The sequence below is a fragment of the uncultured Chitinophaga sp. genome (genome assembly GCF_902168175.1).
Classification (GTDB): Bacteria; Bacteroidota; Bacteroidia; order Chitinophagales; family Chitinophagaceae; genus Chitinophaga.
The window spans coordinates 1-26385 of sequence record NZ_CABHOU010000074.1; the positions used below are offsets into that span (position 1 = coordinate 1).

Below are 26385 nucleotides of genomic sequence, written 5' to 3' on the forward strand. Positions count from 1 at the left end.
TAAGTGGTCGTCGCAGTATTTCGACCCGGCAGATGGTTTGCCTTATATCGGGTTGTTACCCGGTATCACCAGTGATAATATCTACGTAGCTACAGGGTTTGGAGGTAATGGTATGATTTACAGTGCCGTAGCTGCTCAAACCTTCGCGGAAATGTTTACACTCGAAGTGTCGCCCCTTGCAAAACTGTTCGATCCCAGCCGTATTAAACCGGTAGCTGGATTTGCTGCTTTTGTAAAAGAGGCGGCGGATGTAACGGGATTGTTATTCAGCAAACTAAAACCACCTGCGAAACTCGATGTACTGGCCGACATTGCACCCGGCGAAGCACGCATCGTGAAATATGAGGGGGCGAAACTGGCTATTTATAAAGATGAATCGGGCGAAGTGTATATGAATAACCCCGCCTGTACACATATTCATTGCGACGTGGCATGGAACTCGGCAGAGAAAAGCTGGGATTGCCCCTGCCACGGATCAAGGTTCAGTTATACGGGCGAAATGCTTACCGGTCCTGCCCGTAAAGATTTAAGCGATTATGATATGAAGGTGGCCGGGAAAACAACGAAATAAATCAACTTAAAAACGTTTGTTATGGAACAGAGAAAACATACAGGAGAATATGCACTGATTACCGGAGCCACCAGTGGCTTTGGCTATGAGTTCGCCAGGTTGTTTGCTGCAGATGGATATAACCTGGTACTGGTAGCCCGTTCGGAAGACCGCCTGCAACAGGTAGCAGATGAAATGATGTCTTATTACGGGATTACGGCTATTCCTTTGGCCAAAGACCTTTTTTATAGTGATGCAGCCCGTGAAATATATGAGGAGGTGCGTCAGCGCGGCATTCATATCGATGTACTGGTAAATGATGCGGGACAAGGCGAATGGGGGCATTTTGCGGATATTGAGTTACAACGCAGCCTCGATATCATCCAGCTTAATATCACCTCACTGGTAGCCCTAACCAGGTATTTCATGACGCCGATGCTGGAACGTGGTGCCGGAAAAATTCTGCAGGTGGCCTCTGAAGCAGCAAAGGCACCGATGCCGTTACTGTCTGTTTACGCAGCTACCAAAGCTTTTGTACTCTCGTTCTCTGAAGCATTGACTAATGAGCTGGAAGGCAGTGGTGTAACGGTTACAGCATTGTTACCCGGTGCAGCCGATACCGACTTTTTCCACAAAGCACATGCAGAGTCTACGGTTACTTATCGCGAGGAAGAACTGCAAACGCCTGAAGAGGTAGCACTCGACGGTTACAAGGCTTTAATGAATGGTGAAGCTAAGGTAATATCCGGCGGTAAAACCAAGATGCACGTTTTTATGGCCAACATAATGCCTGACGAAGCAAATGCCGGCAATATGCGCAAAAAAATGGAAGTATCTGATAAGAAGGAGGGGCGCGAGTGTCCTGCACATACAGCATCTAAAAAAGAGCGCGATGATATCAACCGGCTAACAGGGGTGATGAGTGGCGACAGAACTGAAGAACAGTACGGTTTTTAAATCAATATTATACCCGGTGGGGGTGCATTGCTTTCACCGGTTTAATTTCTTGAGGATCTCTTCCCACACCAGATGGGCAGTTTGTGCCTGCTTTGCAGTTAAGGTGCCCATCTCTACGGTAACCACTCCATCTACATTAATTTTCATTGTCTCGGGCACATCTATCTGCCCATTCCCCATGTCTTTAGCCGACACATGATAGGTGGTCGATTCTTCCTTTTCGTCGATATACACATTAAATCGAAAAGGGATGTTGCTGATGAAGATGGTGACGATAACATATTCCATAAAAGGATTTACATATCATGCCTAAATATTGTACCAATAAAAAGCCCGCGGGATGATTCCCACAGGCTTATTACACACCTACAACTGTTAAACACTATTCTTCCGGTTTTACTGCCGGTGGAATTAACTTATAGACAACTGGTGTTACTATTCTGGATAATAAGGTAGAACTGATCAGACCGCCAATTAGCACAATCGCGAGTGGTGCGATAAGCGGATTGGTGGAAATAGCGATGGGAATTAATCCTCCGATAGCAGTAAGCGAGGTAAGTACGATGGGCAGAAACCTTACTTCCCCGGCTTCACGAATGGCTTCGTCCAGCGGTTTGCCCTGCATGCGTAACTGGTTGGTGAAATCTACCAACAGTATGGTATTTTTCACTTCTATACCTGCTAATGCAATAAGACCAATAATCGCCACGAACGATAAGGAATTGCCCGTCAGCCAAAGCGCAACCGCTGCACCCACCACGCCTAAAGGTATTACCGACAATACGATCACCGTGCTTTTGAAGGTCTTGAACTCGAGTATCAGTACAGCTACGAATAAAAATACGGTAACGATAATGATGCTGGTAAATCCGCTGAAGGAATTGTTCCTGCTTTCCACTTCTCCCCCCATTTCGTAACTGTAACCGGCTGGCAATATTGTTTTATCCATCTTGCCTATCACGTCGGCAATTACCCTGTCAACCAAATAACCTTTCTTCACAAAAGCAGATACACTGATCACTCTTTTCTTTTCCTGGTGGTTAATGCTCAATGGGGATGTTTCGAGTTTTAAACCTGCTACCTGCGAAAGTGGAACGGCAGCGCCTTGGGTATTGTTGACGAACAGGTTGTTGAACACGTCCATCGTCGGTTTGCCTTCTTTTTGAGAAGTCAGTAATACCTCGTAATCGCGTTCGTTACGGTCGTTGTACAACCCAAGGTTGATGCCTGCCACGGCCAGCCGGACGATCCGGTCGATGTTAGCGGTCGGGATGCCGAGCTGCTGTGCCTTCTCTTTGTTAATATCCACACGGATGTCGGACTTCAGCAGGTTTACGGGATTGTTGATGTAGATGGTGCCTTCTGTTTGCTGCAGCATCTTTTCAATATTAGCCGCTACCGTGCGCAAACTGTCGAGGTTGTCGCCGAAGATGCGAACTTCCACAGGTGCTGCCATAGGAGGGCCCTGTTCAAAGTTCTTTACTTCTACTTTCGCACCGGGGAAGGGCGTCCATGCGGTACGGAGTTTCTCTATCAATTGTTGTTTAACGGCAGGACTGGTATGCGGATCGAGTTGCACGAATATCTGTGCGAAGTCGCTATGCTCGTTCTCCTGTATCTCATTATAATAAATGCGCGGGTGGCCTTTGCCGATGTTGCTCGCGTAGTATTTCACCTCTTTTTCCTGTGCCAGTACCGCTTCCAGCTTCTTCACAATGCCATCGGTATAAGCCAGGCTCGATTGCGATGGAGCAATTACATTCACCAGGAACTGTGGTTTTTCTGAAGCCGGGAACAGGCTAAAGCCCACGATCTTAAATACAAAGATGGAACCTGCGAAAATTACTACCGCCACTGCTATCGTTAGTATGGGCCTGGCCAATGCTTTATCCAGGAAACGTGCATAACTGCCATGGATGATCTTTTTAAGACCTCTCATGAAAATATTACCATCGGGGTGTCCCTGGTGCTTTTTCAATATCCTGCTGGCCAGGAAGGGGATGATCGTAAGCGATACCATCATCGATGCAAGTACAGAAAAGATTACGCTCAGCGGCAAACTGCGGATAAAGTCGCCGGAACCTTCCGGTAAAAATACAAGGGGAATGAAAGCAATGATGAGCGCTGCAGTACAGCCAACCACCGCTAATCCTATTTGCTGCGTGGCCTTCAATGTGGCGTCCATCCGGCTATAACCTTCCAGCATCCAGCGTTCGATGTTTTCTACCACCACAATACTATCATCTACTAAAAGTCCCAACGCTACCACGAGGCCTACAATGCTTAACTGGTTGAGATTGTAGCCAAACAGGTTAAGCAACATAATACCAATAGAAAGGGAGAGGGGGATAGATATCATTACAATGAATGCAGGCCTTTGTCCGAGCGGTAATAACGTGATACCTACGAGTAATATCGCGATCAGGAAGTCTTTACCCAAACCACCAAGGCGCATGTTCACCGCATCGGCCTGGTCAAAGAACTGTACGGCGTCAATGTTGGCAGGTAAGGTGCCTTTAAACTTATCGATCACCGGTTTATACATGTCTTGTGTTTTGGTGATGTTTTCGCCAGCTTTTTGCGCGGCCGATACCATGATGCAGCGGTGGCCGTTCAGCCGCGTAGAATACTTTTCATCTTCATAACCATAGTACACTTTAGCCACATCTTTTAACAGGATGTTTTTACCGCCCGCAGTATATACGATCGTATTACCAATTTCATCGATCGACTGGTAAGTGCCGCTGGTTTTGATATTGAAGCTGCGGTTGCCTGCGTCTATGCTGCCACCGGGGATGTTGATCATTTCGTTCTGCAGGCTGGCAATTACGGCCGTAGCAGGAATTTGCATCTGGGATAACTTGTCCAGTGCCAGTTCTATACGTACCTGCTGTTCAGGCAAACCATGGATTTTCACTTCTTTTAAAGAGGTTACTTTTTCCAGTTCATCCTGCAGTTTTTCCGCATAAAACTGTAGCTTATCACGCGGCGCATTTTCTGATATCAGTGCAACCTGTAGTACATTTACATCCGACGGTTGCTGTTTATTTATTTCAATATTGGCAATGTCTGGCGGCAGGTCTTTCTGTTTGTTGTTTACTTCGCGCACCAGTTCCTGGTACTTCTGTTCTACGTTGGAGCTGTACTTGTATTCCACCCGCAGCACGGCCACACCGTCACTTATTTTCGTGCGTATTTTTTTGATGTCTTCCAGTCCATAGATTTGTTTTTCCAGTGGATCTACCACCAGTTCTTCCATATCTTTCGGGCTGGTGCCCGGGTATACTACCACTACCGAGAACTGTGGCGCTTTCGTATCCGGGTCCTCGGAACGGGGCATGTTGAGTATCGTGGTAACGCCCAGTACAATGATCATAATAAAGATGATCAGTGTGAACTGGTAGTTTTTTACAGCGTATGTTGTGAGTTTCATGGGAAAGGCAGTTATTGGATGATGCTAATGGGTGAATGATCGGTCAGGTAAGCACTGCCGGAGATGATTAGTTTGGCTCCTGCTTTAACACCGGCGCTGATCAGCACTTTGTCTTTTTCTATACCGGTGATGCGTACGGCTACTTTACGCGCTGTTTTATCATCTTCCGTGATAAACACAAAACCTTCGCTTCCGTTGCCGTCCAGCACTGCATCGTAGGGTACCGGCCAGGCATCCATACTGCTTACTGCGCGGGCAATGGTACACTGACCAAACATGCCTGCCGCCAGTCCTTTCGCATGGCTGTCATCCAGTTTTATGTCGACAATAAAAGTGCCGCTCTGCGGATCAATCCCTTCCGCTTTTCTGCTGATCGTTCCCTGTAAGGTTTGTCCGGGTAAAGCATTGGTAGTGATGCTGGCTTTGTCGCCGATTTTTATGGAAGCCCAATCTCTGTCGCTGATGCCGATGCGGAGGAGCCAGTTACCACTGCCGGCGCCGTTGGTTTCCAATACAGGCGTGCCGGCATTCACCACCTGACCTGTATTCGCAAGTTTGTGCAGAACATAACCGTTAGAGGTGGCGTGTATCGATGAATAATTCAGGTTAAAACGTGCGCTGTTCAGTTGTTGCTGCGCCAGTTCCAGGGCGGTTCTGCTGTTCTGTAACTGTTCGAGCGTAGCCACGCTGTCGTTAAACAGGCGTTGTGTACGTTGATGGTCGCGTAATGCCTTTTCGTGTCCCAGTTCCAGTTGCGATACCTGGGCGTTAATTTCGGTGAGGTTTAAGGTGGCGAGCAATTGACCTTTTCTTACCGCATCTCCTTCTTTTACATAAATATTGTTGATGATGCCGCCCGTTTTGAAAGACAGGTAAGTTTCATCATCAGTAGTAAATTTTCCGGAAGCTTCAATACTTCCGCCAACACCGGTTTGGCCCAATGCCATCACCTTCACCGGGATAATATTTTCATCTTTCTGTTTGGCCGTTTCCTGTTTGGTGCCACAGGAAAAAAGCAGGATGGATAATGATGATAGCAGGATAAAGTGTTTCATATAATAATTTTTAGAGAGAGATTAATGTAAAGGATAAGCCGCCTGTTCACGTTCTACAACCGCAGCAGCAGTTTGCAGACTGGCTTCTGAAATAGACAGTTGCAGTTGTGCCTGTGTAAGCTGGTTCTGTGCATCCAGCAGTTCGAGGTACAGAAGCTGGCCTTCGCGGTAAACGATCAGTTGATCGCGGTAATAGCGTTTGGCGAAAGAAAGCTGCTCGCCCGCTGCATGCCGGTTAAGCACCGCAGTATTATAGTTGTTAACCGCCTGTTGAAGTTGAAGCGCCAATGCGTCCTGCAGGTTCTCGCGCTGCGTTTGCACCGACTGTACATCAATGGCAGCCTGTTTGATTTTATGCTGGTTGGCGCGGTTGGCGAACAAATCCCATTGCAGGTTGACACCAAACAGGAAATAGCGGCTCTGGCTATCGAACTTCCAGTTCATATTCTGCGCACCAAGGTCGAGGAAGGTGTTTACTTTAGGCAGCAGGTAAGAGCGCTGCATCTTTTCATTTAACATAGCGGCGTTGGTGGCCCGGCTTAACTGTTGCAGCTCTTCGCGGTTACGCAAATTGTTATCTGCTTCCGGTATTTGCAGGGCTGCCTGCGCGGCGCTTTCATCCAGTTCAATACTGTCGGTAAGCGTTCGGTTTAACAGGAAGTTGAAGTAAGCCTTCGCGTTCTCTTTTTCGTTTACTGCCTTGTTAATGTCTGCCGATATCTTTTGCATCTCCGTGTTAGCACGGTATACAGCCGTATTGTTTCGTACGCCGTTTTTCACCAGGCTTTCATTTACCCGAATGCTTTCTTTAATCAGTTGTAATGCATTCTGGTAAATACCAACTGCCTGCGATGCCTGATAATACTGATAGTAGGCAGTCTTAATATCTTTCACCAGCGTGCGTTTGTACACATTCACTGCCGCCTGCTGCTGCGAAATCTGCTCCTGGCGGATCTTTTTGTTATAATAGATTTCTGCGTTCACCAATGGTAGCGTCGTGCGGAACTTAGCGTCATAAAAGTTTTCCGGGTTTAGCTGCACCTGTTGGTTCTTTAATTGAGGGAACTGTTTGCTGTTAGTTAAATCGTTAAGCGTGCTATATGCGTTGTTCAGCAAATCGCCCAATGGCAGATCGATGGTACGGCCACCTTTGGAAGCCGTGTAATTGGCCAGCAACGATACATTAGGCCCGAACAGACTTTTGGCCTGTTGCAGCGCAAGCATCGATTTCTCCAGTTGGAAGTTTTGTTCCTTCAGGCCCTTATTGTTGTCGAATGCCTGTTTTATGTAGTCGTCCAGCACCGGCTGCTGTGCTGCCAATTGCGTACTGGTAAACACCAGTAGTGCTATTAACGTCGGTACTTTACTTAGTAGTGTTGACATAATGAACAGTGTTTAGTGGTAAAGCAAAAAATAAAGCCCATAAGGGCCTGGTGTGTATATTAACCTTGCAAGTGTTACGTATGGATCATGTCCAGGTAGTTGCGGTAAGCCTGTCGGAGTACCTCGGCTATCTGTTCTGTTTGGAGGTGTGTGGGCTTAAACCTGCATTTCAGATCAAGGCTTAAAAGTCCGTGTACAAAGCCCCATATGGAAATGGCGCCCACCACCGGATCGGTGAAACGGATGACGCCTTCTGCAATGCAATCCTCCACGCATTTCTTCAGCACATCGAAAGCATCGTCGCCGTTATCCCACTTATCGGCGTCGGGCACCGCGTTCATGGGGGCTTTCATAATAAACATCAGGTCGTAAAGTTCCGGTTGCTCGCGGGCGAAGCGGATGTAGTTCTCAAAAATCTGTTCCAGTCGTTTAAACGGTTCTTTTGCAAAAGGGATTTTCTGGAAAGCCATATTCAACTGGTCAAAGGCGTCGCGTTGTACATCCAGCAGCAGTTCGTCTTTGTCTTTGTAATAGAGATAAAGGGTGGCGGGGCTGTATTCAATCTTGTCCGCAATGTTACGGATACTCACTTTCTCATACCCTTCATCCTTAAACATCTGTACAGCAGCATCTACTATGCGTTTCCGCATTTCCGACTTCTCTCTTTCCTTGCGTTCGCTGATGCCCATAGTTAGAATGTTTACGATGCAAATATACTGAACAGTGTTTAGTTTCCAAGTATTTTTATCTGAATAATGATAAGTATTTGGTTATCAGTCTTAAATATTTTTAGGTGAGAGGATGGGCTTTTTCGTCCTCACCAGTAAATTGCCGTTAAATACTACAATCGACACCAGTATGAGCGCGTAAGCGAGTACCTGCAGCAGGTTTATTTCCTCGTGATAGCGGAACACAGCCAGTGAAAAGGCGATAACAGGGTTGATGTACAACAGCATGCCCACTGTGGAGGAATTGATGCCTTTAAGGGCGTAGAGATTTAGGAACAGGGGCACAATGGTAAAAGCCACAGCGATAACAAGAATAGATATATAGAAGAACTGTTCCTGCGGTACCGGCCCGCTGTATACCGGGAAAAATGGGAGCAGCAGCAGGGCGGAAAAGACGATCTGTATACTGAGTGCCAGGAATTTATCGAGCTGCGTATTGCGGCGCTGACTAACCAGGTAAAGTGCGTACGTAAATGCGGTGATGATACTATAGAAGAGGTCGAGCAGGCTGTTGAAAGACAGCAGCATGCAACTAAAAGCGCTGAGTGCAACTGCGGCCCATTGCCATTTATTAAGTTTTTCTTTGAGGATTACTCCGGCCAATACAGCTGTGAGAATCGGGCAAACGAGGTAAGCCAGCGAAGTAGCCTTTACGCTGATGTGGTTCATCGCATAAATAAAAAAGAACCAGTTGCCTGTCAGCAATACCCCTCCGCTTAACGTTAACCACACCGTTCGCTTTTTCTCACCTGGTGTCATTGTTTTAAAGGCATCACGGGCGTCGCGCATCGACTGGCGGCGGAACAGCATGCATATGAGCATCATGAGGGCAGCGCAACAGAATACGCGGTAAAAGAGAATATCGGCAGAAAGGTAGTTGTGCAGCGGCTTTAATACCAGGCTAAAGAATCCCCAGGTGGCAAAGGCTACTATAGCGGCGAGGTAATACTTCGTCAGTTTCATCGCGGGCAAAGGTAAAGCGATGCCAGTTTTTTTCCAGTTTTCATTTTCGCTTCATCTACGGGGGCTAGTTTTGTTTTATCAAATCACACCTAAAACCGAATATTATGAAAAAGCAAGGACTAATGATGGCAGCTCTTTTATTATCTGGTGCTGCTTTTGCCCAGGAAAAGTCAGTAAGCGTAGCCGCGCAGGGAAATACGTCGGCGGCCGTGAAAAAAGGAAGTGTGGAGGCATCGCACCATTCTTCATCCGAAGTAAAAGGCGGCGGTACTTCAGCTGTTACGGCCAACGAAGCAGGTGTTTCATCTACCCAAACTAAAAAAACAGCAAACACAGTGGTGTTAAGTAATGCAGGCAATGGATCAATGTCTGGTGCGTCAGCGGCAACAGCAGCTACTGCTAACAATGTAAGGGCGGCTAGCACCACAGGCGGAGAGGTGAGCTCACAGGTATCTGCTACAACAGCTAGCAGTGCCAATAAGGTTATTACCGCGGGCCAACATGCAACATCAGAGGTAGCCGTAGCAGCGACAGGCAGTGTCAATACGGGCATTAGTACAGCCGCGGATGTAAGCACAGCAGCCAAGAGTGCTGTGAATGTAACCTCGGGCACTGCGGCTTCGGTAAAGAGCAAAGTTGTCACGACTGTTAATCATGACTTAAAAACGGCCACGCAAACATCCGCTAATGCTGCCGCTACGGTAAATACAACTATAAGCAAATCGGTACATGTAAAACCTACTCCGGTGAGGGTTAACGCGAACGTGGCCGCCGCCGCAGGTTTGAAGATTCTTTAATTACAAATAAACAGATTTTTGCCACGACGTTAGCTGGCAAAAATCTGTTACTTTTATGGGCATGGCAAAACTGCAACTACATCATTATATTTTTACCGCTGTACTGGCAGCCGCTTTCCCGCTTTGCGGGTACGGCCGTACGTCCGAAGTACCGGTAATGGCGGCAGCCGTAACCGATACCTCGGTTACACCGCAGCAGACGCCTAAACCATCATCTGTCGAAAAAACAACTGAAACAAAACAGGAAGTAAAGGTACCCGACATCATTAAGGAAGTGCCAAAATCGCGTCGGAAAGTAAAACCAATCGCGGTACCTGCTCCTATACCGGTGAAGCCACTGAAGGTGATCAAACCAAAGGTCATTAAGATAGGCATTTAGCAGGCCGGTTTAAAAACGCTAGTATGAGAGTAATACTCACCTTATCTATCATGTGGATGTGCAGCATGAGTGCTTTCGCACAAACAGACAGCACGGCGGAGGAAAAGAGAACAACTTTTACGGTAGGGGCCACCTACGTGAACAATGCAGATTATTACGGGCAGAAGTCGGAGGGAACGATGGCTTACGTAGCGGCCAGTGGTACGCTTAAGCTTAAACCAGGCTTGTACTTTACGGGTACGGGCATCCGCCTGCTTAACGACTCGAATGCAGTGGTGTCTGCCAGTGCCGCAGGTATTGGCTGGCAATTTAATTTAGGTAAAAAGCTGACGGCTGATGTTAGTTACAGTCACACTTTTTATCCTTCCCGTTCCCCGTTCCTGCAGGCCTCTAACCCGGATAACTTCTCTGCCTCGCTCAGCTACGCGTATTGGATGACTACTTCCGTTAACGCGGATTATATGATGGGCAAACAGGACCACGATATATTCCTGACACTGGGTACGGAGAAGATGATCAGTCTTGGCAGCTTCAGCCCAAAAGATCTCATCACCCTCACACCGGCTATTAATGTTACAGCTGGTACACAGCGTTTTTATGAAACGTATGTTACGGAGAAACGCTTACGCGACAGCGTTTTAGATGTGCTGCTGCCAGGTTTGCCAGGTACGGAGCCTACTATCACGACTAAAACTAACACCAGTTTCGATCTTATTTCCTATAACCTTAAAGTGCCATTGGCCTATAACCGCGATCATTTTGTGATAGAGGCGGCCTATCAGCTTTCGGTACTGGGCAAAAAGGCGCAAACGGGTGCCGGTACTGCCAATTCATTTTTTAGTTTTTCTTTTTATTACCAGTTCTGATGAAGGTATTAATCATAGAAGATGAACGGGCCATGGCGGCCGAAATGGAATTGTTCCTGAAAAAGGCCTACGTGTGCGACCTCGCCTACAACGCCCGTCAGGCCCTACAAAAAATGGAAGAGAACCAATATGACTTTATCTTATTAGATCTCGGTCTGCCGGATAAAGATGGCCTGCTGTTACTTCAGGAAGCCCGGAAAAACTGCCCGGACGCTTCTTACATCATCCTCACCGCCCGCGGACAACTGGAAGATCGCATTAAAGGCCTGGACCTCGGAGCGGATGATTATCTTCCCAAACCCTTTTCGCTGCTGGAGTTGCAGTCGCGCATGCAGGCCATCGCCCGCCGCAAGTTCGGACTGAATGACAGTACCGTGCCGCTGGGCGATTTTAAGGTAGATCTGAATAAACGAATGGTATTCTTCGATAAATCGGAAATTGAGCTGTCGCGGAAGGAATTTGATCTACTGAGTTACATGTTGTTGCACAAAAACAGGCCGCTTACACGCATGCAACTCAGTGAACACATCTGGGGTAATTTTTCGGATGATGACGCTGATTCCAATTACATCGATGTGCACATTAAAAATATCCGCAGGAAGCTGTCGGCGTTTGGTACGGTGGAATGGCTGCAAACCATCAGGCATGTGGGTTATAAAATAAAGCTCTGACGTGAAACTATTTACAAAACTCACTTTATTTATTACACTGTCGAAATTGGCGGTGGTACTACTGTTTGTACTGATATTACCAACCCTGGTAGATAACATTGCCAGGCAGTACAACGACTTTTACCTGAGCCAGCAAAAGAAGAAGGTGCTGAATGTGATCAACAAAAATGGTATCGATTTCTATTTGCAGGGCGAACCGGATTACGGCAGTTATACCATGTTAAAGGAGGAATACATCTCCCTGGAGCCCGCTGGAAAAAACATACTGCCCGATACCATTGCCACCTTACGCAGGGTGGTGGAGGAAGATACGCTTACCTACAGGGTGTTAAGCCATGTTTTTGATTATGAGAACAAGCGTTATATGCTCGAAGTTGGGAAAACTACTGCCACCATCGGACAGTATAACCGCCCCTTACAAAAGATGGCGCTGTATGTACTGATAGGACTCATTGTTTTTACCATCGTTATCGACCTTATTTTTACCCGCCTGCTGCTACGTCCGCTGGGCGTGATTATCAGTAACCGGCTCGTGAACCGGAAATTTCCATTTAAAGACCATGCGCCGCCCGTAAAAACAAGCACCACCGACTTCAAATACCTCGACGACTCTTTGGTAGATCTAATGGAGCGCATACGCGAGGCATTTGAGAAAGAACGGGAATTTACATCGAACGCGTCCCATGAATTGATGACGCCTGTCAGCATCCTTCAAACCAAAATGGAAAACCTGATGGTGGATGGGGAGTTAGGGGAGGAGATGGAAAAGAAGATCACCGGCATGATGAAAACCCTGCACCGCCTGAAGAAGATCGTAAATTCACTGCTGTTTATTTCAAGGATCGAGAACGATCAGTTCCCAAAGTCGGATACGTTTGCCATTCATACTTTGCTGGAAGAAGTGATGGAAGAACTACAACACCGCCTGCCCGAAAAGGACTTACATTATTCCGTGAACGTGTCCCGCAGCGCCATTCTTCGCTCACTTAACCATGACCTTATTTTCCAGTTGATATATAACCTGCTCAATAATGCCATTCGATATAATCAACAGGGGGGAAGCATTAAAGTGAGCGATGTATGTAAACCCGGTGAGCCGTATAAGTTGTTCATTCGCGATACAGGCATTGGGATCCCGCAAAAGGAACTCACGCACATTTTCTCCCGCTTTAAAAAGGTGGCGAAATCGGGTAACGAGGGGTATGGACTTGGTTTATCCATCGTAAGCACCATTGCCCGCTATCATGATATAAAAATGGAGGTAAGTTCGGAAGAGGGCAAGGGAACTGTTTTTACACTGATGTTTCCGGAGGAAACCACCGTATAGTTACACACCCCAGGCCGTAATCATCAATCTCCTCGGTCCGCCGTAATCACGGTGTTCGCATAAATAAATGCCCTGCCAGGTGCCCACTGCCAGCCTTCCATTGTGTACAGGTATTAATACCGAACTGCCCAGCATCGCCGCTTTCAGGTGTGCCGGCATATCATCCGGACCTTCATCGTTATGCAGGTAATCGGGGTCGTTTTGGGGGACGGCTTTGTTGAAGTAAGTTTCGAAGTCTTTGCGAACGGTAGGATCAGCATTTTCATTGATGGTGAGCGAGGCAGAGGTATGTTGGATAAATACCTGTAGCATGCCTGTCTTTATTTCCGTCAGTTGCGGAAGGGCATGTAATACTTCTGTGGTGATAAGATGAAAACCACGTTTACGGGCACTGAGTTGTATGAGTTGCTGAAACATTTTCATTCGTCAAATTTATACATTCAAAGCCATAAAGAACAACACCCGCTGTGGAGCGGGTGTTGCCTGGTTAATTATTTTTTAGCGCCTTTCGCATGCGGATCGACGGCTAGTTTTTTAAAGGTGAGTTTCGTTTCACCTTCGCCGAGGTATAACATGTCGCCGTCCAGTAGGTACGATACACTTTGGCCGGTTAGTGATTTTAAGAGTTTGGCTTCTGCTTCCATGTTGGCACAGGCCATTTCGGTGGCGAACAAATTACCGAAGGTCAGTTTGCCGTTTTCCAGCTTTACCGGGCCGCCGTAGCGGTTACAACCACCGTAGCCGGCTACTTTTTCTTCGGCCAGCGACAGTTCCATGGTAGGTGCGCCTTTGGGGGACTGTTTTGCATCTACCGCTTTATCGCCCACTTTTTCCAGTTGCCATAATGCGTTTAAGCGATAAGCGCCAAGGTATTGCCCGCAGCCTTTAAAAGTTCTTACAGCGCTGTCGGTTTTCTGCTTCAGATCTACCGTTACAGAAAAGTCGCTCATCGCGCCCGACATATCATTCTCGCATTGCTGGCGGAACAACTGTACGGTTAAGGTGCCTGCCTCCGTTTCGGCATGATATCGCGTAACCGGAGCGTCCATGGCCCGCTCGCCCTTACCAACAGGCGCTGATATATCAATCCCGTCCGGCGTTTTGAAACGCATCGACTTATCGAAATCTATTTCCAGCGACCAGAAAGGTTCATTACCTCCGCCGGCGAAATCTACACCACTGAGGGCCTGCGCATTAGCGATGGCCGGATTGGTTTCGATAGTGGTTCTTTCCAGTTTATACTTGGAAGCATGCGGGGAGTTGATGGGTTTGGCATCTTTGTCCAGCATTTCCAGTTTGTCGCCGCGAAAGGCCAGGAACCGCGTTTCGCCTGCAATGTTTTTCAGTGTAACGAGACTGTCGGACGCTATTTCCCAGGTGCCTTTATCTACAAATGCATCGCCGGGTTTACCGAGGTAAACGGAACGTTCGTAGAACGAGTCGTTTGGCTGTAATTGGAGCAGGTAAGCTATGCCTTCGCAATCAGCGCAGGGTATTTCGCCTTTCCAGTTGGCTGCTGTTTCCTGCTTCAGGGCTGCCGGTGCGGGCGTTGATCCGCTTTTGGGAGCGCCTGTGTTACAGGATAACATGAAGGTCGCGGCTATGGCCGGGAGGATGATATTTTTCATGTAAAAGGTTTTGGGTTTAGTTTCCGTGAGAATGAAGATAGTCATTCCCCGGTGATGAAGTAACAAAAATGCCGCCAAAAGAGTTGAACCATCGTTGGGCAAATTGGTATACCTTTGTAACCAGTTACACAGAGTATACCATGATGGAACAGGATAAACAAACGGTCCGCAGCCAGGCGGATGAATTGAAAGCGCTACAGGATACCATTTACGTGATCGGTGGAAAATGGACACTGCCTGTTATCAACGCAATTTGCAACGGCAACAACCGTTTCCGGGAAATCGAACGCAGTATCCCGGGCATTACCACCCGTATGCTGTCGCGCGAGTTGAAGGAGTTGGAAATGAATAAACTGATCACCCGCACAGTGTACGACGAATCGCCTGTGCTGGTCGAGTACAGCTCCACCGACTACTGCAAGTCACTGGGGCCGGTAATTGCCTCTATGATCACCTGGGGAAAGCAGCACCGTAAAAAGATACGGGCACAGCAAACGGTCTAATGCAGCTCGTTCAGGTTAAACAGGTTCTTTAATTTCTCTTCCTCTAAATCCAGTTCCAGCATATACTTGCGGATAATGATCTCGTCAAACTCCTCTTTCCCGTTTATTTTCTGCAGCACCTTGCGCTGGTGATCGATCACTTCTGTGTTAATCCGGTGATAGGCGGAATAGATATTGCCATCGGTACGGCCGTTCAATAACATCTCTGTAAAATGCTCCGAGTATTGCAGGTTGTTTTTAAGGTGATGGGCATACGCTTTCAGCAGGTCGCTTCCTTCCACATCGTTTTTATATTTTTCTTCCAGTAACGTCAGCGAACTGTTTGCCAGTTTTTTGCGGATAATGGCTTCCTGTTCATGAGCAGGAATGGAATTGTCCGGCGCTTTCACGTCTGCCATCTTCACTACCCATGGCAGCGTAAGTCCCTGGAACAACAACGTAATCAGGATAACGGAGAAGGTGATAAACAGGATGAGGTTTCTTTGCGGGAACGGCTGCCCGTGATTAATCGTTAGCGGGATCGACAGGGCTGCGGCCAGGCTCACCACGCCCCTCATGCCCGCCCATCCGAACACAAGCGGCGCCCGGTAACCCGGGTTCGGATCAGCTACTGTAATAAAATGTGTGGCGAAGCGGGTGAAGATGGAAGCGCCCATCGCGCAGATCATTCTCGAAACAATTACTACTATAGAGATGTAAATGCTGTACCTGATAGCATCCCAGATCGAGGTGGTGCCCAGTTGTGCTACGATGACCGGCAATTCCAGGCCAATGAGCATAAACACGATCCCGTTTAACACAAAACCCAGCGTTGCCCAAACGTTATTGGTTTGTAGGCGGCCTTCATTATTCAATATGCGCTGGCTTTGGTTAGAGAGGAAGAGTCCCCCGCTTACCACCGCCAGTACACCGGAATAGTGAAACTGTTCCGCCGTAAGGTACATCACATAAGGCGCGGCGATAGTAAGAATGGTATCGATACTGGGCGTGGTAGGCATCCAGCGGTGGATGGCGTAAAAGATAGCGGCTACGGCCAGTCCGCATAAAATACCCATCACGATCATGCTGGCAAAACTGGTAGCCGCTTCCTGGAAGCTGAAGGTGCCCGTAGCCACCGCAATAATTGCGAACCGGAATACAATAAGGCTGGCCGCATCGTTGAGCAAACTTTCTCCTTCTATAATAGCCGCCAGGTTTTTAGGAACGGGCGTAGTTCTTAAAATGGATGTGGCCGACACCGCATCGGGAGGGGAGATGATACCACCCAGCAGGAAGCCGAGCGCCAGCGTAAAGCCTGGTATAACACTGCTCGAGAACCAGGCGATCACACAGGAGGTAAGGATTACAATGCCGAATGCAAAGGTTGAGATGATGCGCCGGTACTTCCAGAACTCCTTCCAGGAGGTTTGCCAGGCCGCCTCATATAGCAGCGGCGGCAGGAAAATCAGGAAAATAAGTTCCGGGTCGATGGTGATGTCGGGAACGATGCGTAACCAGCCGATGGCCAGGCCGGCCACTACGAGTACGATTGGATAGGCTACTTTCAGGCGGTGTGCCAGCATCACTAATAACAATATGACAAGCACCAGGGCAAGATAGATAATGAAAGTTTTTTGCATGTAAGGCGTGTTAAGGGCGGCAAATCCGGAAGCGGCCTGTCTTAAAATTAATCATTGTTTTTACATTCTGAAATGGCTCCTGCTGCTTGTTTATACCCACTACAACCTTTGATATGGCTAAAAGTGTACGAGTTCTTGTATAAATATGTAGTTTTACGAGCAGTGAAAAATCCAGGTTAACGAATGACGGTTCAGGCTTTACATAATGAAGCGGATATGCTCAAAGGCATGCAGGATGGTGACGCTACGGCGTTTACGGTGCTGTACCGTCATTATAGTCCTGTTATTTACACCGTTACACTACGCATGGTGAAAGATCCTGCTGCTGCACAGGAAATTGTGCAGGATATTTTTTCAGATATCTGGAAAAACCGCGAGGGGCTTGAAATAGAAAACCTGGCCGCTTATCTTTATCGGGCTGGCCAGAACCGTGTACTCAACTTCTTTAAACGACTCCGGAACGACCGGCAGCGTATGGAAGATTTTAGGATATTTGCCGAAGAACACTATTCACATATCGAGGAAGCACTACATTTTCGCGAAAGCACCGAATTACTGAATCAGGTGCTGGATGGACTAACACCACGCCAGCGCCGTGTTTATGAACTTTGTAAAGTGGAAGGCCGTTCCTACAAAGAGGCCGCCACCATTATGGGAATATCTGCCTTCACAGTAAAAGAATACCTGGTAGAGGCTAATAAAAGAATACGTGCCGGCTTCGGTAATAATCCAGGCCTGGTCATCATTTTGCTCTTTATTGCGGCAGAACACGGATTATTTTAAAAAAAAACTTTTCATCCGCTCCCCCCTTTTCTTTATTTCCGTTGTCATATTAATAGATGGAGCGATCAGCGATTTATTATACCAACCTGTTCAACAGGTTGCTGGAGGGTAACTGTACGGCCGCCGAAACGGCGGAACTGGTAAGCTGGCTGGGAAGTGAGCATGCCGACCCGCAGGCTGCTGCGCTGATTGGCCAACAGTTCACGCAGGCATCTATGCCCGTAACGATCGATCCTTCCATAAAGGAAATGCTGGACAATATGCTTCCGGCGATATTAGCCGCCTCGCCAGCCAAAGTGGTACCTATGCGCCGCAGGCGCTACTGGCCTGCCATAGCCGCCGGTCTTTTACTGCTGGTGTTCGCCGGCAGCGCGGTACTATGGCAAATGCGCAGTCCTAAACCGGTCGCTCCAATGGTGGTAGGGCCCGATGTAATGCCAGGTACTGATAAAGCGGTACTCACGCTCTCCGATGGCTCCCGTATCACGCTGGACAGTAACGGAACACATTCGCTTACACAGGGCGGTGTAAACCTGAACCAACAGGGAGGTCAGCTTATATATAATGGAATCGATAACGATAATGGAGAAGTAGTGTACAATACACTTACTACGCCGAATGGCGGCCAATTTAGCCTGGTGTTGCCCGATGGCAGTAAGGTTTGGCTGAACGCAGTGTCGGCCTTACGCTACCCGGTAGTATTTAATGGTAACGAAAGAATGGTGGAGCTGGATGGTCAGGCCTATTTTGAAATAGCACCCGGGGCCGACAAGCCGTTTCGCGTGAAAACGCCTGCCGGTACAGTAACAGTACTGGGCACCAGCTTCGATATTATGGCTTATGCCAACGAAGCCAGTGTTAATACAACAGTGGTATCGGGAAAGGTGAAAGTGGTACTGGGTGGGGATGAGGTTGTACTTACGGAAGGCAGGCAAACGGTGGTGGACCGTACAACCGGTGCCATACAACTGCGTGAAAAGGGACAAGTGAACATTGCCAGCGTTACGGCCTGGAAGAACGGGTATTTTGTATTCGACAACGACAATGTTTCCTCGGTGATCCGCCAGATACAAAGATGGTATGGGGTGGAAGTAAGATATGAAGGAAAAGAAGAAGGACACATTAATGGGGAAATCCCAAGGGACTATGCACTTTCAGAGGTACTGAATATATTAAGAATATGCGGCGTAGACTGCCGGCTGGAGAATAAAATCATCATAGTGGAATAATAAAAAAGACGAGTGAGCAGCCAACCGAAATATGTTTTTTTATCAATCAAAATCGAGGAAAATGATCTATTTAGTTTGTCGTACAAAATCGGCAGTATCGTGGACAACCACACGATGCAGTAATTAATCTGTTTAACGAGTTTAGGGATTACCACTAAAAAATAGGCCGTAATGTTCGAGCATCACGGCCTGGGTGTGGTGAGTAATACCGTTTTGCGTAACTGAATTATCAAACCAAACATTTCAAATCTATGCAATTTCTTGCAAAATGCAAGATCATGCCGCTTATTAGCGTAAGGGGGATGGTCAGGCTTCGATGTACAGCACAAATCCTGCTGATTATGAGATTAACTTTTTGCCTTATTCTGGGCTTTACATTACAACTAAGCGCCGCCAGTTACGCGCAACAGGTGTCTATTACTACAAAAGGCGCCCGGCTGGAAAACGTTTTCCGCCAGATCAAAGAACAAACGGGTTACACCTTTGTGTACCGTACCGAGTGGATGCAATACGCGTCTACAGTGGATATCAATCTCCAGAATGCGCCTTTGGAGGAAGCGCTGGACCTTTGTTTCAAGAACCAACCATTGACATATTCGATCACCCGTAAAACCATCGTGGTAAAGCAGCGTGAACTGCGCCGCCTGGTACCTTACGCAAGTGTGGCCGACCTTATTACAGTACGCGGGCAGGTGGTAGATGTGGACGGAAATCCCATCCCCGGCGCCAGCGTATTTGTAGTGGGGGCGAAAAATGGGGTGGTAACCGATGCCAATGGCAACTTTACCATTAAGACCAAGGAGGATGACGTAAAAATGCGCGTCACCTTCATGGGTTATGAAGAAGCCGAGTTTAAAGGGTCGGCCGCCACATTTCTCAGGATAAAACTGCGTTTAAAAGACCAGAAGCTGGATCAGGTGGTAGTTACGGGGATGATGAACCGCGACAGGAAAACCTTTTCCGGTGCTACGGCTTTTTATACGGGCGATCAACTGAAAACGGTGAGTAACGTAAACGTTATTCAGGGCCTCCGCACGTTAGACCCCTCGTTCCTGGTGCTGGAAAATAACCTGCAGGGTAGTAATCCTAACCAGTTACCTACCATCGAACTTCGTGGTCAGACCAGTATTTCTAACGACGCTTTACGCGATCAGTTCTCTATCGATCCCAACCAGCCGCTTTTCATTCTCGACGGTTTTGAGTCAACACTCAGGCAAATCATCGACCTGGACATTAACAGGGTAGCATCTATTACTATCCTGAAAGATGCAGCTTCTACTGCTATCTATGGTTCCCGGGCTTCTAACGGTGTGGTGGTAGTAGAAACGATTAAACCGAAATCGGGATTAATGTCGATGAGTTATACCAATGACCTTACTTTCGAGTTTCCCGATCTCACCAGTTACAACAGGATGAACTCCCGCGAGAAACTGGAGTTCGAAAGGCTTTCCGGTCGTTATGTAAATGGACGTTTCGATAACCTGGAAAGGGTTAGCAGTTTCTACCAGCCTTTATACTCCTTCCGTATGCAGGAAATTGAGCGTGGCGTAAACACCTACTGGCTCAGCGATCCTGTGCGTAACGGGGTGTCGCAGCGTAACTCTTTATACATAGGTGGCGGTAGTGAAAAACTGATTTTCGATATCGGTGGCAACTACCGTAAACAGGATGGTGTTATGATCGGCAGCGGGAAGGAAGACTGGGCTACCCGGTTGAATCTTTCTTATCGTAATAAAGGTTTGAGCGTAAGCAACAATGCGTTCATCAGTGGTTTGAAATCTACGGAGTCGCCATATGGCAGTTTTACTACCTGGGTGAATATGAACCCTTATTACCGTAAGGCAGACGCTAATGTAATGAATCTCGAAAGCTACCTGGACCAGACTACCGGTAAAACCGGGTTTATAACGAACCCGCTTTACAACGCGAAACTTAATAGCTTTGACAGGGGCCGCACACTTACCATTACCAATAACCTGCAGGCGAACTACGATATCGTGCCTGGCCTTCGCGCCCAGGCGTCTTTGCAGGTAATTAAAGCAACGTCAGAGGATAATGAGTTTACCTCGCCGCTGAATACCAGTTATCGCGATGTGGCCATTGAACAAAAGGGCGCTTATAAGTTTAGCAGTGGTAGCATGTTTTCTTATACTACCAACGCCATGCTTAGCTATTTCAAAAACGTAGGTAAACAAACATTCAACCTTTCTTTACGGGGAGAAATGGCACAGACCAAAAACCGCGCTGAAGGTTTTTCAGCAGTGGGCTTTCCCGCTGCCAGTAACGGTAACCCCCGTTTTGCATATGGATATGCCGAAGGTGGTACGCCTTCCGCAGCTACCAGCATTTCGCGCCGTAACTCTATGGTGTTAGCCGGCGGTTACTCATTTGATACGCGTGTGAACCTGGATGCATCGTTCACTTATGATGGCTCTACCGCGTTCGGGCAATCTAATCCATATTCGCCTTTCTACTCGCTGGGCGCCAGTTGGAATATGGAAAGAGAGAAATTTATGTCGAGGTATAAATGGATCAACTCTCTCCGTTTGAGAGTGAACGGTGGTCTTACCGGCAACCAGAACTTCAGTTCTACATCTTCTGTATCAACCTATAACTACCAGGCTGCTTATAACTACTTCGGCCAGGGTGTGGTACTGTCTACCCTCGGTAACCCAAACCTGAAATGGCAGAATACTTTGCAATACAGCGCCGGTCTGGATGCACAATTGCTAAAGAACCGGATCAGTGTGCAGGTGAATGCTTACCGTAAATTAACCGATCCGCTGGTAGTGGCTGTTACGCTGCCTTCCTCTACCGGTCTGACAAATTATCCATTTAATGCAGGCGACCTTACCGTAACTGGTTTGGAGTTCACCGTGCGTGCTTCACCTGTTTTTTTACCTGCGGAGCGTAAGGTATGGACGATCGGCGTTACTGGTTCTAAATACACCCAAACTTACGACAACTTTAATAACAAGCTGATGGGTATGAATGAAAAACTCCGTCAGTCGAACTCGCTGGTCCGCTACCGCGATAATCATTCTCCGGACGATATATGGGCTGTGCCTTCTCTGGGTATCGATCCTGTTACCGGGCGCGAAATGTTCCGCAAACTGGATGGTACCAATACCTTCGACTTTAGTTATGACGATCAGGTGGTAGTGGGTAACTCCCGCCCGAACCTGCAGGGGGTAGTCACCAACTCGGTTACTTATAAAGGTTTCTACTGCTCACTCAACTTCCGTTATATCGTGGGGCAGGACATTTTTAACAGCGTATTGTACAACCGTGTAGAAAACATCAGCATGTCGAGCCTTATCGCAAACAACCAGGATAAAAGAGCGTTGTACGATCGTTGGAAGCAGCCAGGTGATCAGTCGGAGTTTAAAAACATCTCTATTACTGATTACACGCCTATGTCGTCGCGCTTTGTACAACGCGAACACTCCTTTACCATGGAAGCAGCTAATGTTGGCTACCAGTTCATCGACGCTCCATGGATCAGGAAGGCACGCCTTTCTAACCTGAAACTCAGCGCGTTTACGAACGAGATATTCAGGATATCCAATATAAGACGTGAAAGAGGGATCGATTACCCTTATGCACGATCTTTCTCCTTTAGCCTGACCGCTAATTTTCAATAACTGTTAAAGTATTGTACGGCATGATATTCAAGAAAAAAATAACGATCCTCCTCCTTTCCGTGTTAGCGCTCAGCTCCTGTAAAAAGTGGCTGGAAGTGCAGCCCGAGGATAAGTTTACCGAGGATATGATATATAAGAACGAGCAGGGATTCCTGTCTGCGCTGAATGGTGTATACATCAAAATGGCCGAGAACAACCTTTATGGTGCCAATCTCACTATGACAACCCTCGACCTGTTTGCTCAGCGTTATTACAGTACATCTTCCAACTCTAAATGGCGGGAGTATCCCACGCTTAACTACGGTGATAACGGTGTGCGTGGTAACCTGGAGAGCATTTGGGAAAGTATGTATGTATGCATTGCTAACCTGAACCGCTATGTTGGCAATTTCGATATTTATGGAAAAAACCTGCAGCCGGAAGTAGAGAAATCTTATAAAGGACAGGCACTTGCGTTACGTGCGTTTCTGCATTTCGACCTGTTACGTATGTGGGGGCCGGTGTATAACAGTGTTGATTCCACCGCACCTTCTATTCCCGTGTATACGAAGGTGGGCGAAACTATCAGCGATTTTATGCCAGCTAACCAGGTGATAGATTTTATTCTGAAGGATATTCAGGATGCGGAGGAGTTGCTGACCAACGACAGCGTTAAAATTAACGGTTATAAGAACGGGAGTAATTTCAGGATGAACCTGTATGCCGTAAACGCATTAAAAGCTAGAGTGCTGCTATATCGTGGCGATAAAACCGGTGCCCTGGCAGCAGCTAAAGAGGTAATAGCCCTGCAAACTAAATTTCCCTGGGTTACCAGGGCGGCTATTACCAGTAACCGCGATTATCCGGACAGGGTGTTTGGTACCGAGGTGTTGTTCGGCCTCTACGCCCGTAACATGTACACCAACTACAACAGCTTTTTTAATCCCGAAAATACAACGGATAATATCCTGGCGGCGGGGCCTTCCACCTACCTGGAATCCCTGTTCGAAAGCCAGGCAGATTACCGCTACTCGCAGTTGTGGCTGTTGCCATCTTCGGGGGTAAACTTCCGCACACTTTACAAGTACTCGGATGTTACCAACAAAAGCGCTTACCTATTCCGTTTTATGGCGCCATTAATCCGTATGAGCGAAATGTATATGATTGCCGCAGAATGTGAGCCCGATCCGGTGGAAGGGTTGAAGTATATTAATCTGATCAGGGCGAACCGTGGTTACGATGCCGATCTTACTAATGCCGCCAACCTGGAAACCGAGATCAGGAAAGAATATATGAAGGAATTTGCAGGAGAGGGGCAGTTATGGTTTTTCTATAAACGGAAAAAACTAACCAGTGTGGCGTCTGCAAGCAGCGGTACGGTTAGTTATTCGCTGTCTAAATACGTATTCCCTTTACCTGATTCGGAAACTTCGTCCAGGTAAACCTACTTCAAAATCTTTTAAATAAATGAAGATGAAAAATATTGTAACTGGCATACTGGCCGCCTGCTTTTCCAGCCTCCTTCTTATTTCCTGCGAAAGGGAAAAACTGGACTTATACAACCAGGATAAGGAAGGTTCCAGCATCTATTTTAAAGAGAAATTTGATAACCTTCTTGACCAATACGCACCGCTGTTCATCAATAAATATATTACGCTGGGTTACACTCCGCTGGCTGTAACCGATACTATTATTAATATCCCGGTTGCTTTTACCGGCAATGTATCGGATTCAGATCGTGTCTATAAAGTGGTGATCGATACTTCCAGTACTATGATAGAAGGAACGGACTTCGTATTTGTAAAACCTTTCGTGATGAAAGCAAATCGTGTGGCAGACTCAATACAGGTGAAACTGCTGCGTAACCAGCGTATGAGAGATACTACCCTGGCGCTTAACCTCACCCTGGAAGCCAATGAGTATTTCAATATCAATGTGCCTGTTAAAAAGAACTATGCGGGCAATGCTACCAGGAGTATCATCAATTACCAGGTTGAGGCCAACGATATCACCGGTAAGCCTTTCCTGTGGACCAGCACCACCTATAAAACCTATTCAGAAGGATATTTCGGTACCTATTCAAAAGCTAAGTTCCTGCTGATGATCGATGTGCTGGATATTAAGATCGAGGTGGTAACTGTAGAACCGGTGCTGCCTGCAAGGTTTAGCCTTGATTATTTCCTGATATGGAGTAATTACATGGTTTACTGGCTGGGTAAAGAAAAGGCCGAAGGCCGAATTTATTACGATGAGTTTGGAGCAGAAATCAAAATGGGGCCGAACGCGAGATAATTATTACAATATTAAATGTGCGATCATGACATTTCAATGGTTTAAATATATCTGTTGCCTTACTTTATTTGCCAGCCTGTTTACAGCCTGCAAAAAGGACTTGGGTAACTATACTTATAAGGATATCAACACACTTACCATTAAAAATATTCCCGATACCTTAAGCCTTATTAACGGGCAGGCGGTGAATATAGAGCCTGGACTTGATTTTACGCAGGATACGGTAGCGGGCAATTATAGTTTCGAGTGGGTATCTTACGATCCCAGGCTTGCGGATGTATACACCAAAAAAGTGCTGGCAGATACTCGCGACCTTAAAATGACTTTACCCTTAGGTATTGGTAACTACAATGTTTACTATACGGTAAAGGAAAAGTCGACCGGTATTACCTGGCAGAAAAAAATACTGGTGATTATTACCGGTACCATTAAACGCAGGGGATGGTTTGTATTGTCTGATGTGTCGGACAAAGCGAAACTGGATTATTTTGAAGAAGATATGGCCGCTCCGGGTACCTTCCTGGTGGAGTACCGCAATTTTATTGCCAGGGTGCTGGATAAGGTAACAGCCACGCCTATGTCGCTGCAGGGTAAACCTACGTTTATAGAAGTGTTTTCTAATACGGTAGCAGGCGTAACCGGTGCAAAACAGTGGTTGTACATCGGTACTGAAAACAGCGGGGAGAAGATTAATATCACAGATGGTTTTACCTGGGAAAATCCCTTGTATTCCATAAAAGCTGAAACGGCTACCGGCACTTATCCTGCTACACCCAGCTGGGTAAGAGGTTTGTCTACTCAGGGATACGCCTACCAGGAAGGAAATCTGTTCTTCTCCTACCCCGTGCTTCGTGCTGTATGGGGAGTACCTGTTAATCGTTTGTCTACCGGCGAGCCTTTCAGTATAGCGCCTCACATTGCAATGTCTACTGGTGGCGTTTCACTGGTGTTTGATCGTAACAATAAACGCTTCCTGAAACATAACGCTTCCAATTTCATGACCACCCTCACCCCCAAGCGCTTTGATCCTAACAACATGAACAAAGACCTGGTGTGGATGGGGCATACAAGTGCTTTTGGCGGACAGGCGATCGCTATCTTAAAAGACGCGGCTGATAAACGTTACCTGGCAAGGATGCAGTTTACGACGTCTGGTACGTTTGCAGCAGATTCACTGAAGGAAGTTACGCTTACCGACCTGGCTGGCGCAGAGAATTTCATTATGGACAACCAGTTCGGGTACTTTCTTTACAGCAAAGGTGGTAAACTATACCGTTATAACCTGGATACAGAAGAACTGATCCTGATTAAAGATTACGGTGCTTCAGCACAAATTACCCTGTTAAAGAACCGCGTGGGCTCATTTGCGCAGTGGTTCCAGGTAGAGGCCCGTCCCGATATTTACAACAAGGTGCAACTGGAACCACTCATCCTCGGCATTACTGTAGGTGTGTTTGAACCAGCTAATCCAGCTACTTCCGGCAAACTCGATGTTATCAAAATAAGCGGCTCGGCCGCATCGTCTTACTACACCCTCACTGGCTTCGGCAAAGTAGTAGACGCGGGTTATACGAACCTGAACTAATATTAATTGTGATC

23 protein-coding genes are annotated in these 26385 nt (G+C 47.2%); 14 read left to right on the plus strand and 9 right to left on the minus strand.

From position 1 onward, the window contains the following. Positions 1–571, plus strand: a 571-nt coding sequence (locus QZT80_RS17185; protein ID WP_295124713.1) for a (2Fe-2S)-binding protein, incomplete at its 5' end; no start/stop codon positions are given. Positions 572–592: 21 nt separating this feature from the next. Beyond that, entirely contained in the window at positions 593–1507 is a 915-nt protein-coding gene (locus QZT80_RS17190) for an SDR family oxidoreductase (RefSeq protein ID WP_295124716.1), read from the plus strand. A gap of 33 nt (positions 1508–1540) precedes the next feature. Here the strand turns inward: QZT80_RS17190 and QZT80_RS17195 are convergent, their stop codons facing one another. From QZT80_RS17195 to QZT80_RS17220, 6 genes are all read right to left on the minus strand, one after another. Next, a complete protein-coding gene (locus tag QZT80_RS17195; protein WP_295124719.1) occupies positions 1541–1795 on the minus strand; it encodes a hypothetical protein in 255 nt (84 codons plus the stop codon). Positions 1796–1889: 94 nt separating this feature from the next. Next, positions 1890–4940, minus strand: a complete 3051-nt coding sequence (locus tag QZT80_RS17200) for an efflux RND transporter permease subunit (RefSeq protein ID WP_295124722.1) — start codon at positions 4938–4940, stop codon at positions 1890–1892. Between the two features lie 11 nt (positions 4941–4951). Next, positions 4952–5995 carry an efflux RND transporter periplasmic adaptor subunit gene (locus QZT80_RS17205; protein ID WP_295124726.1) on the minus strand — a complete coding sequence of 348 codons (1044 nt, stop codon included), beginning with the start codon at positions 5993–5995 and terminating at the stop codon, positions 4952–4954. A gap of 21 nt (positions 5996–6016) precedes the next feature. Then, a complete protein-coding gene (locus QZT80_RS17210; protein WP_295124729.1) occupies positions 6017–7378 on the minus strand; it encodes a TolC family protein in 1362 nt (453 codons plus the stop codon). Between the two features lie 74 nt (positions 7379–7452). Beyond that, positions 7453–8067: a TetR/AcrR family transcriptional regulator gene (locus QZT80_RS17215; protein ID WP_295124732.1), complete on the minus strand. Its 615-nt coding sequence runs from the start codon at positions 8065–8067 to the stop codon at positions 7453–7455. Between the two features lie 90 nt (positions 8068–8157). Continuing rightward, on the minus strand, positions 8158–9069 hold the full coding sequence (locus QZT80_RS17220) for an EamA family transporter (RefSeq protein ID WP_295124735.1): 912 nt from the start codon (positions 9067–9069) through the stop codon (positions 8158–8160). Between the two features lie 104 nt (positions 9070–9173). Between QZT80_RS17220 and QZT80_RS17225 the strand changes: the two genes are divergently transcribed. From QZT80_RS17225 to QZT80_RS17245, 5 genes are all read left to right on the plus strand, one after another. After that, positions 9174–9866 carry a hypothetical protein gene (locus QZT80_RS17225; protein ID WP_295124738.1) on the plus strand — a complete coding sequence of 231 codons (693 nt, stop codon included), beginning with the start codon at positions 9174–9176 and terminating at the stop codon, positions 9864–9866. 61 nt (positions 9867–9927) lie between these two features. Continuing rightward, positions 9928–10245, plus strand: coding sequence for a hypothetical protein (locus QZT80_RS17230; RefSeq protein WP_295124741.1), 318 nt, complete (start codon positions 9928–9930; stop codon positions 10243–10245). Positions 10246–10268: 23 nt separating this feature from the next. Then, complete coding sequence (locus tag QZT80_RS17235) at positions 10269–11111, plus strand: hypothetical protein (protein ID WP_295124744.1); 843 nt, start codon at positions 10269–10271, stop codon at positions 11109–11111. Further along, the gene (locus QZT80_RS17240; RefSeq protein WP_295124747.1) at positions 11111–11782 is read left to right on the plus strand and encodes a response regulator transcription factor; all 672 of its coding nucleotides are present in this window, start codon (positions 11111–11113) and stop codon (positions 11780–11782) included. Before QZT80_RS17235 ends, QZT80_RS17240 begins: the two co-directional genes overlap by 1 nt. 1 nt (position 11783) lies before the next feature. Beyond that, complete coding sequence (locus QZT80_RS17245) at positions 11784–13109, plus strand: HAMP domain-containing sensor histidine kinase (RefSeq protein WP_295124750.1); 1326 nt, start codon at positions 11784–11786, stop codon at positions 13107–13109. On the opposite strand, the gene QZT80_RS17250 is transcribed toward QZT80_RS17245, so the two are convergent. Beyond that, entirely contained in the window at positions 13110–13526 is a 417-nt protein-coding gene (locus QZT80_RS17250) for a secondary thiamine-phosphate synthase enzyme YjbQ (RefSeq protein ID WP_367112876.1), read from the minus strand. Positions 13527–13600: 74 nt separating this feature from the next. After that, the gene (locus QZT80_RS17255; protein ID WP_295124756.1) at positions 13601–14737 is read right to left on the minus strand and encodes an META domain-containing protein; all 1137 of its coding nucleotides are present in this window, start codon (positions 14735–14737) and stop codon (positions 13601–13603) included. 140 nt (positions 14738–14877) lie between these two features. On the opposite strand from QZT80_RS17255, the gene QZT80_RS17260 reads away from it, so the two are divergent. Next, positions 14878–15240 (plus strand): helix-turn-helix domain-containing protein, encoded by a 363-nt coding sequence (locus tag QZT80_RS17260; RefSeq protein WP_295124758.1) that lies wholly within the window; start codon positions 14878–14880, stop codon positions 15238–15240. On the opposite strand, the gene QZT80_RS17265 is transcribed toward QZT80_RS17260, so the two are convergent. Further along, positions 15237–16859, minus strand: a complete 1623-nt coding sequence (locus QZT80_RS17265) for a Na+/H+ antiporter (protein WP_295124761.1) — start codon at positions 16857–16859, stop codon at positions 15237–15239. The genes QZT80_RS17260 and QZT80_RS17265 overlap by 4 nt on opposite strands. A 183-nt stretch (positions 16860–17042) precedes the next feature. On the opposite strand from QZT80_RS17265, the gene QZT80_RS17270 reads away from it, so the two are divergent. From QZT80_RS17270 to QZT80_RS17295, 6 genes are all read left to right on the plus strand, one after another. Beyond that, complete coding sequence (locus QZT80_RS17270; protein ID WP_295124764.1) at positions 17043–17642, plus strand: sigma-70 family RNA polymerase sigma factor; 600 nt, start codon at positions 17043–17045, stop codon at positions 17640–17642. A 56-nt stretch (positions 17643–17698) separates the two neighbouring features. Beyond that, the gene (locus tag QZT80_RS17275) at positions 17699–18871 is read left to right on the plus strand and encodes a FecR family protein (RefSeq protein WP_295124767.1); all 1173 of its coding nucleotides are present in this window, start codon (positions 17699–17701) and stop codon (positions 18869–18871) included. Between the two features lie 341 nt (positions 18872–19212). Then, the gene (locus tag QZT80_RS17280) at positions 19213–22515 is read left to right on the plus strand and encodes a SusC/RagA family TonB-linked outer membrane protein (protein ID WP_295124770.1); all 3303 of its coding nucleotides are present in this window, start codon (positions 19213–19215) and stop codon (positions 22513–22515) included. 20 nt (positions 22516–22535) lie between these two features. Next, a complete protein-coding gene (locus tag QZT80_RS17285) occupies positions 22536–23936 on the plus strand; it encodes a RagB/SusD family nutrient uptake outer membrane protein (protein WP_295124773.1) in 1401 nt (466 codons plus the stop codon). Positions 23937–23967: 31 nt separating this feature from the next. Next, positions 23968–24786 carry a DUF4843 domain-containing protein gene (locus QZT80_RS17290; RefSeq protein ID WP_295124774.1) on the plus strand — a complete coding sequence of 273 codons (819 nt, stop codon included), beginning with the start codon at positions 23968–23970 and terminating at the stop codon, positions 24784–24786. A 25-nt stretch (positions 24787–24811) separates the two neighbouring features. Beyond that, positions 24812–26371: a PKD-like family lipoprotein gene (locus tag QZT80_RS17295; protein WP_295124777.1), complete on the plus strand. Its 1560-nt coding sequence runs from the start codon at positions 24812–24814 to the stop codon at positions 26369–26371. Positions 26372–26385 lie beyond the last annotated feature (14 nt).

Bases quoted from the DNA above. Each gene is read 5' to 3' on its own strand.
- QZT80_RS17220 (WP_295124735.1), bottom strand. From the start codon at position 9,069: ATGAAACTGACGAAGTATTACCTCGCCGCTATAGTAGCCTTTGCCACC.
- QZT80_RS17295 (WP_295124777.1), top strand. From the start codon at position 24,812: ATGACATTTCAATGGTTTAAATATATCTGTTGCCTTACTTTATTTGCC.
- QZT80_RS17275 (WP_295124767.1), top strand. From the start codon at position 17,699: ATGGAGCGATCAGCGATTTATTATACCAACCTGTTCAACAGGTTGCTG.
- QZT80_RS17235 (WP_295124744.1), top strand. From the start codon at position 10,269: ATGAGAGTAATACTCACCTTATCTATCATGTGGATGTGCAGCATGAGT.
- QZT80_RS17230 (WP_295124741.1), top strand. From the start codon at position 9,928: ATGGCAAAACTGCAACTACATCATTATATTTTTACCGCTGTACTGGCA.
- QZT80_RS17225 (WP_295124738.1), top strand. From the start codon at position 9,174: ATGAAAAAGCAAGGACTAATGATGGCAGCTCTTTTATTATCTGGTGCT.
- QZT80_RS17205 (WP_295124726.1), bottom strand. From the start codon at position 5,995: ATGAAACACTTTATCCTGCTATCATCATTATCCATCCTGCTTTTTTCC.
- QZT80_RS17265 (WP_295124761.1), bottom strand. From the start codon at position 16,859: ATGCAAAAAACTTTCATTATCTATCTTGCCCTGGTGCTTGTCATATTG.
- QZT80_RS17190 (WP_295124716.1), top strand. From the start codon at position 593: ATGGAACAGAGAAAACATACAGGAGAATATGCACTGATTACCGGAGCC.
- QZT80_RS17290 (WP_295124774.1), top strand. From the start codon at position 23,968: ATGAAAAATATTGTAACTGGCATACTGGCCGCCTGCTTTTCCAGCCTC.
- QZT80_RS17210 (WP_295124729.1), bottom strand. From the start codon at position 7,378: ATGTCAACACTACTAAGTAAAGTACCGACGTTAATAGCACTACTGGTG.
- QZT80_RS17250 (WP_367112876.1), bottom strand. From the start codon at position 13,526: ATGTTTCAGCAACTCATACAACTCAGTGCCCGTAAACGTGGTTTTCAT.
- QZT80_RS17280 (WP_295124770.1), top strand. From the start codon at position 19,213: ATGAGATTAACTTTTTGCCTTATTCTGGGCTTTACATTACAACTAAGC.
- QZT80_RS17285 (WP_295124773.1), top strand. From the start codon at position 22,536: ATGATATTCAAGAAAAAAATAACGATCCTCCTCCTTTCCGTGTTAGCG.
- QZT80_RS17270 (WP_295124764.1), top strand. From the start codon at position 17,043: ATGACGGTTCAGGCTTTACATAATGAAGCGGATATGCTCAAAGGCATG.
- QZT80_RS17240 (WP_295124747.1), top strand. From the start codon at position 11,111: ATGAAGGTATTAATCATAGAAGATGAACGGGCCATGGCGGCCGAAATG.
- QZT80_RS17195 (WP_295124719.1), bottom strand. From the start codon at position 1,795: ATGGAATATGTTATCGTCACCATCTTCATCAGCAACATCCCTTTTCGA.
- QZT80_RS17215 (WP_295124732.1), bottom strand. From the start codon at position 8,067: ATGGGCATCAGCGAACGCAAGGAAAGAGAGAAGTCGGAAATGCGGAAA.
- QZT80_RS17260 (WP_295124758.1), top strand. From the start codon at position 14,878: ATGATGGAACAGGATAAACAAACGGTCCGCAGCCAGGCGGATGAATTG.
- QZT80_RS17200 (WP_295124722.1), bottom strand. From the start codon at position 4,940: ATGAAACTCACAACATACGCTGTAAAAAACTACCAGTTCACACTGATC.
- QZT80_RS17255 (WP_295124756.1), bottom strand. From the start codon at position 14,737: ATGAAAAATATCATCCTCCCGGCCATAGCCGCGACCTTCATGTTATCC.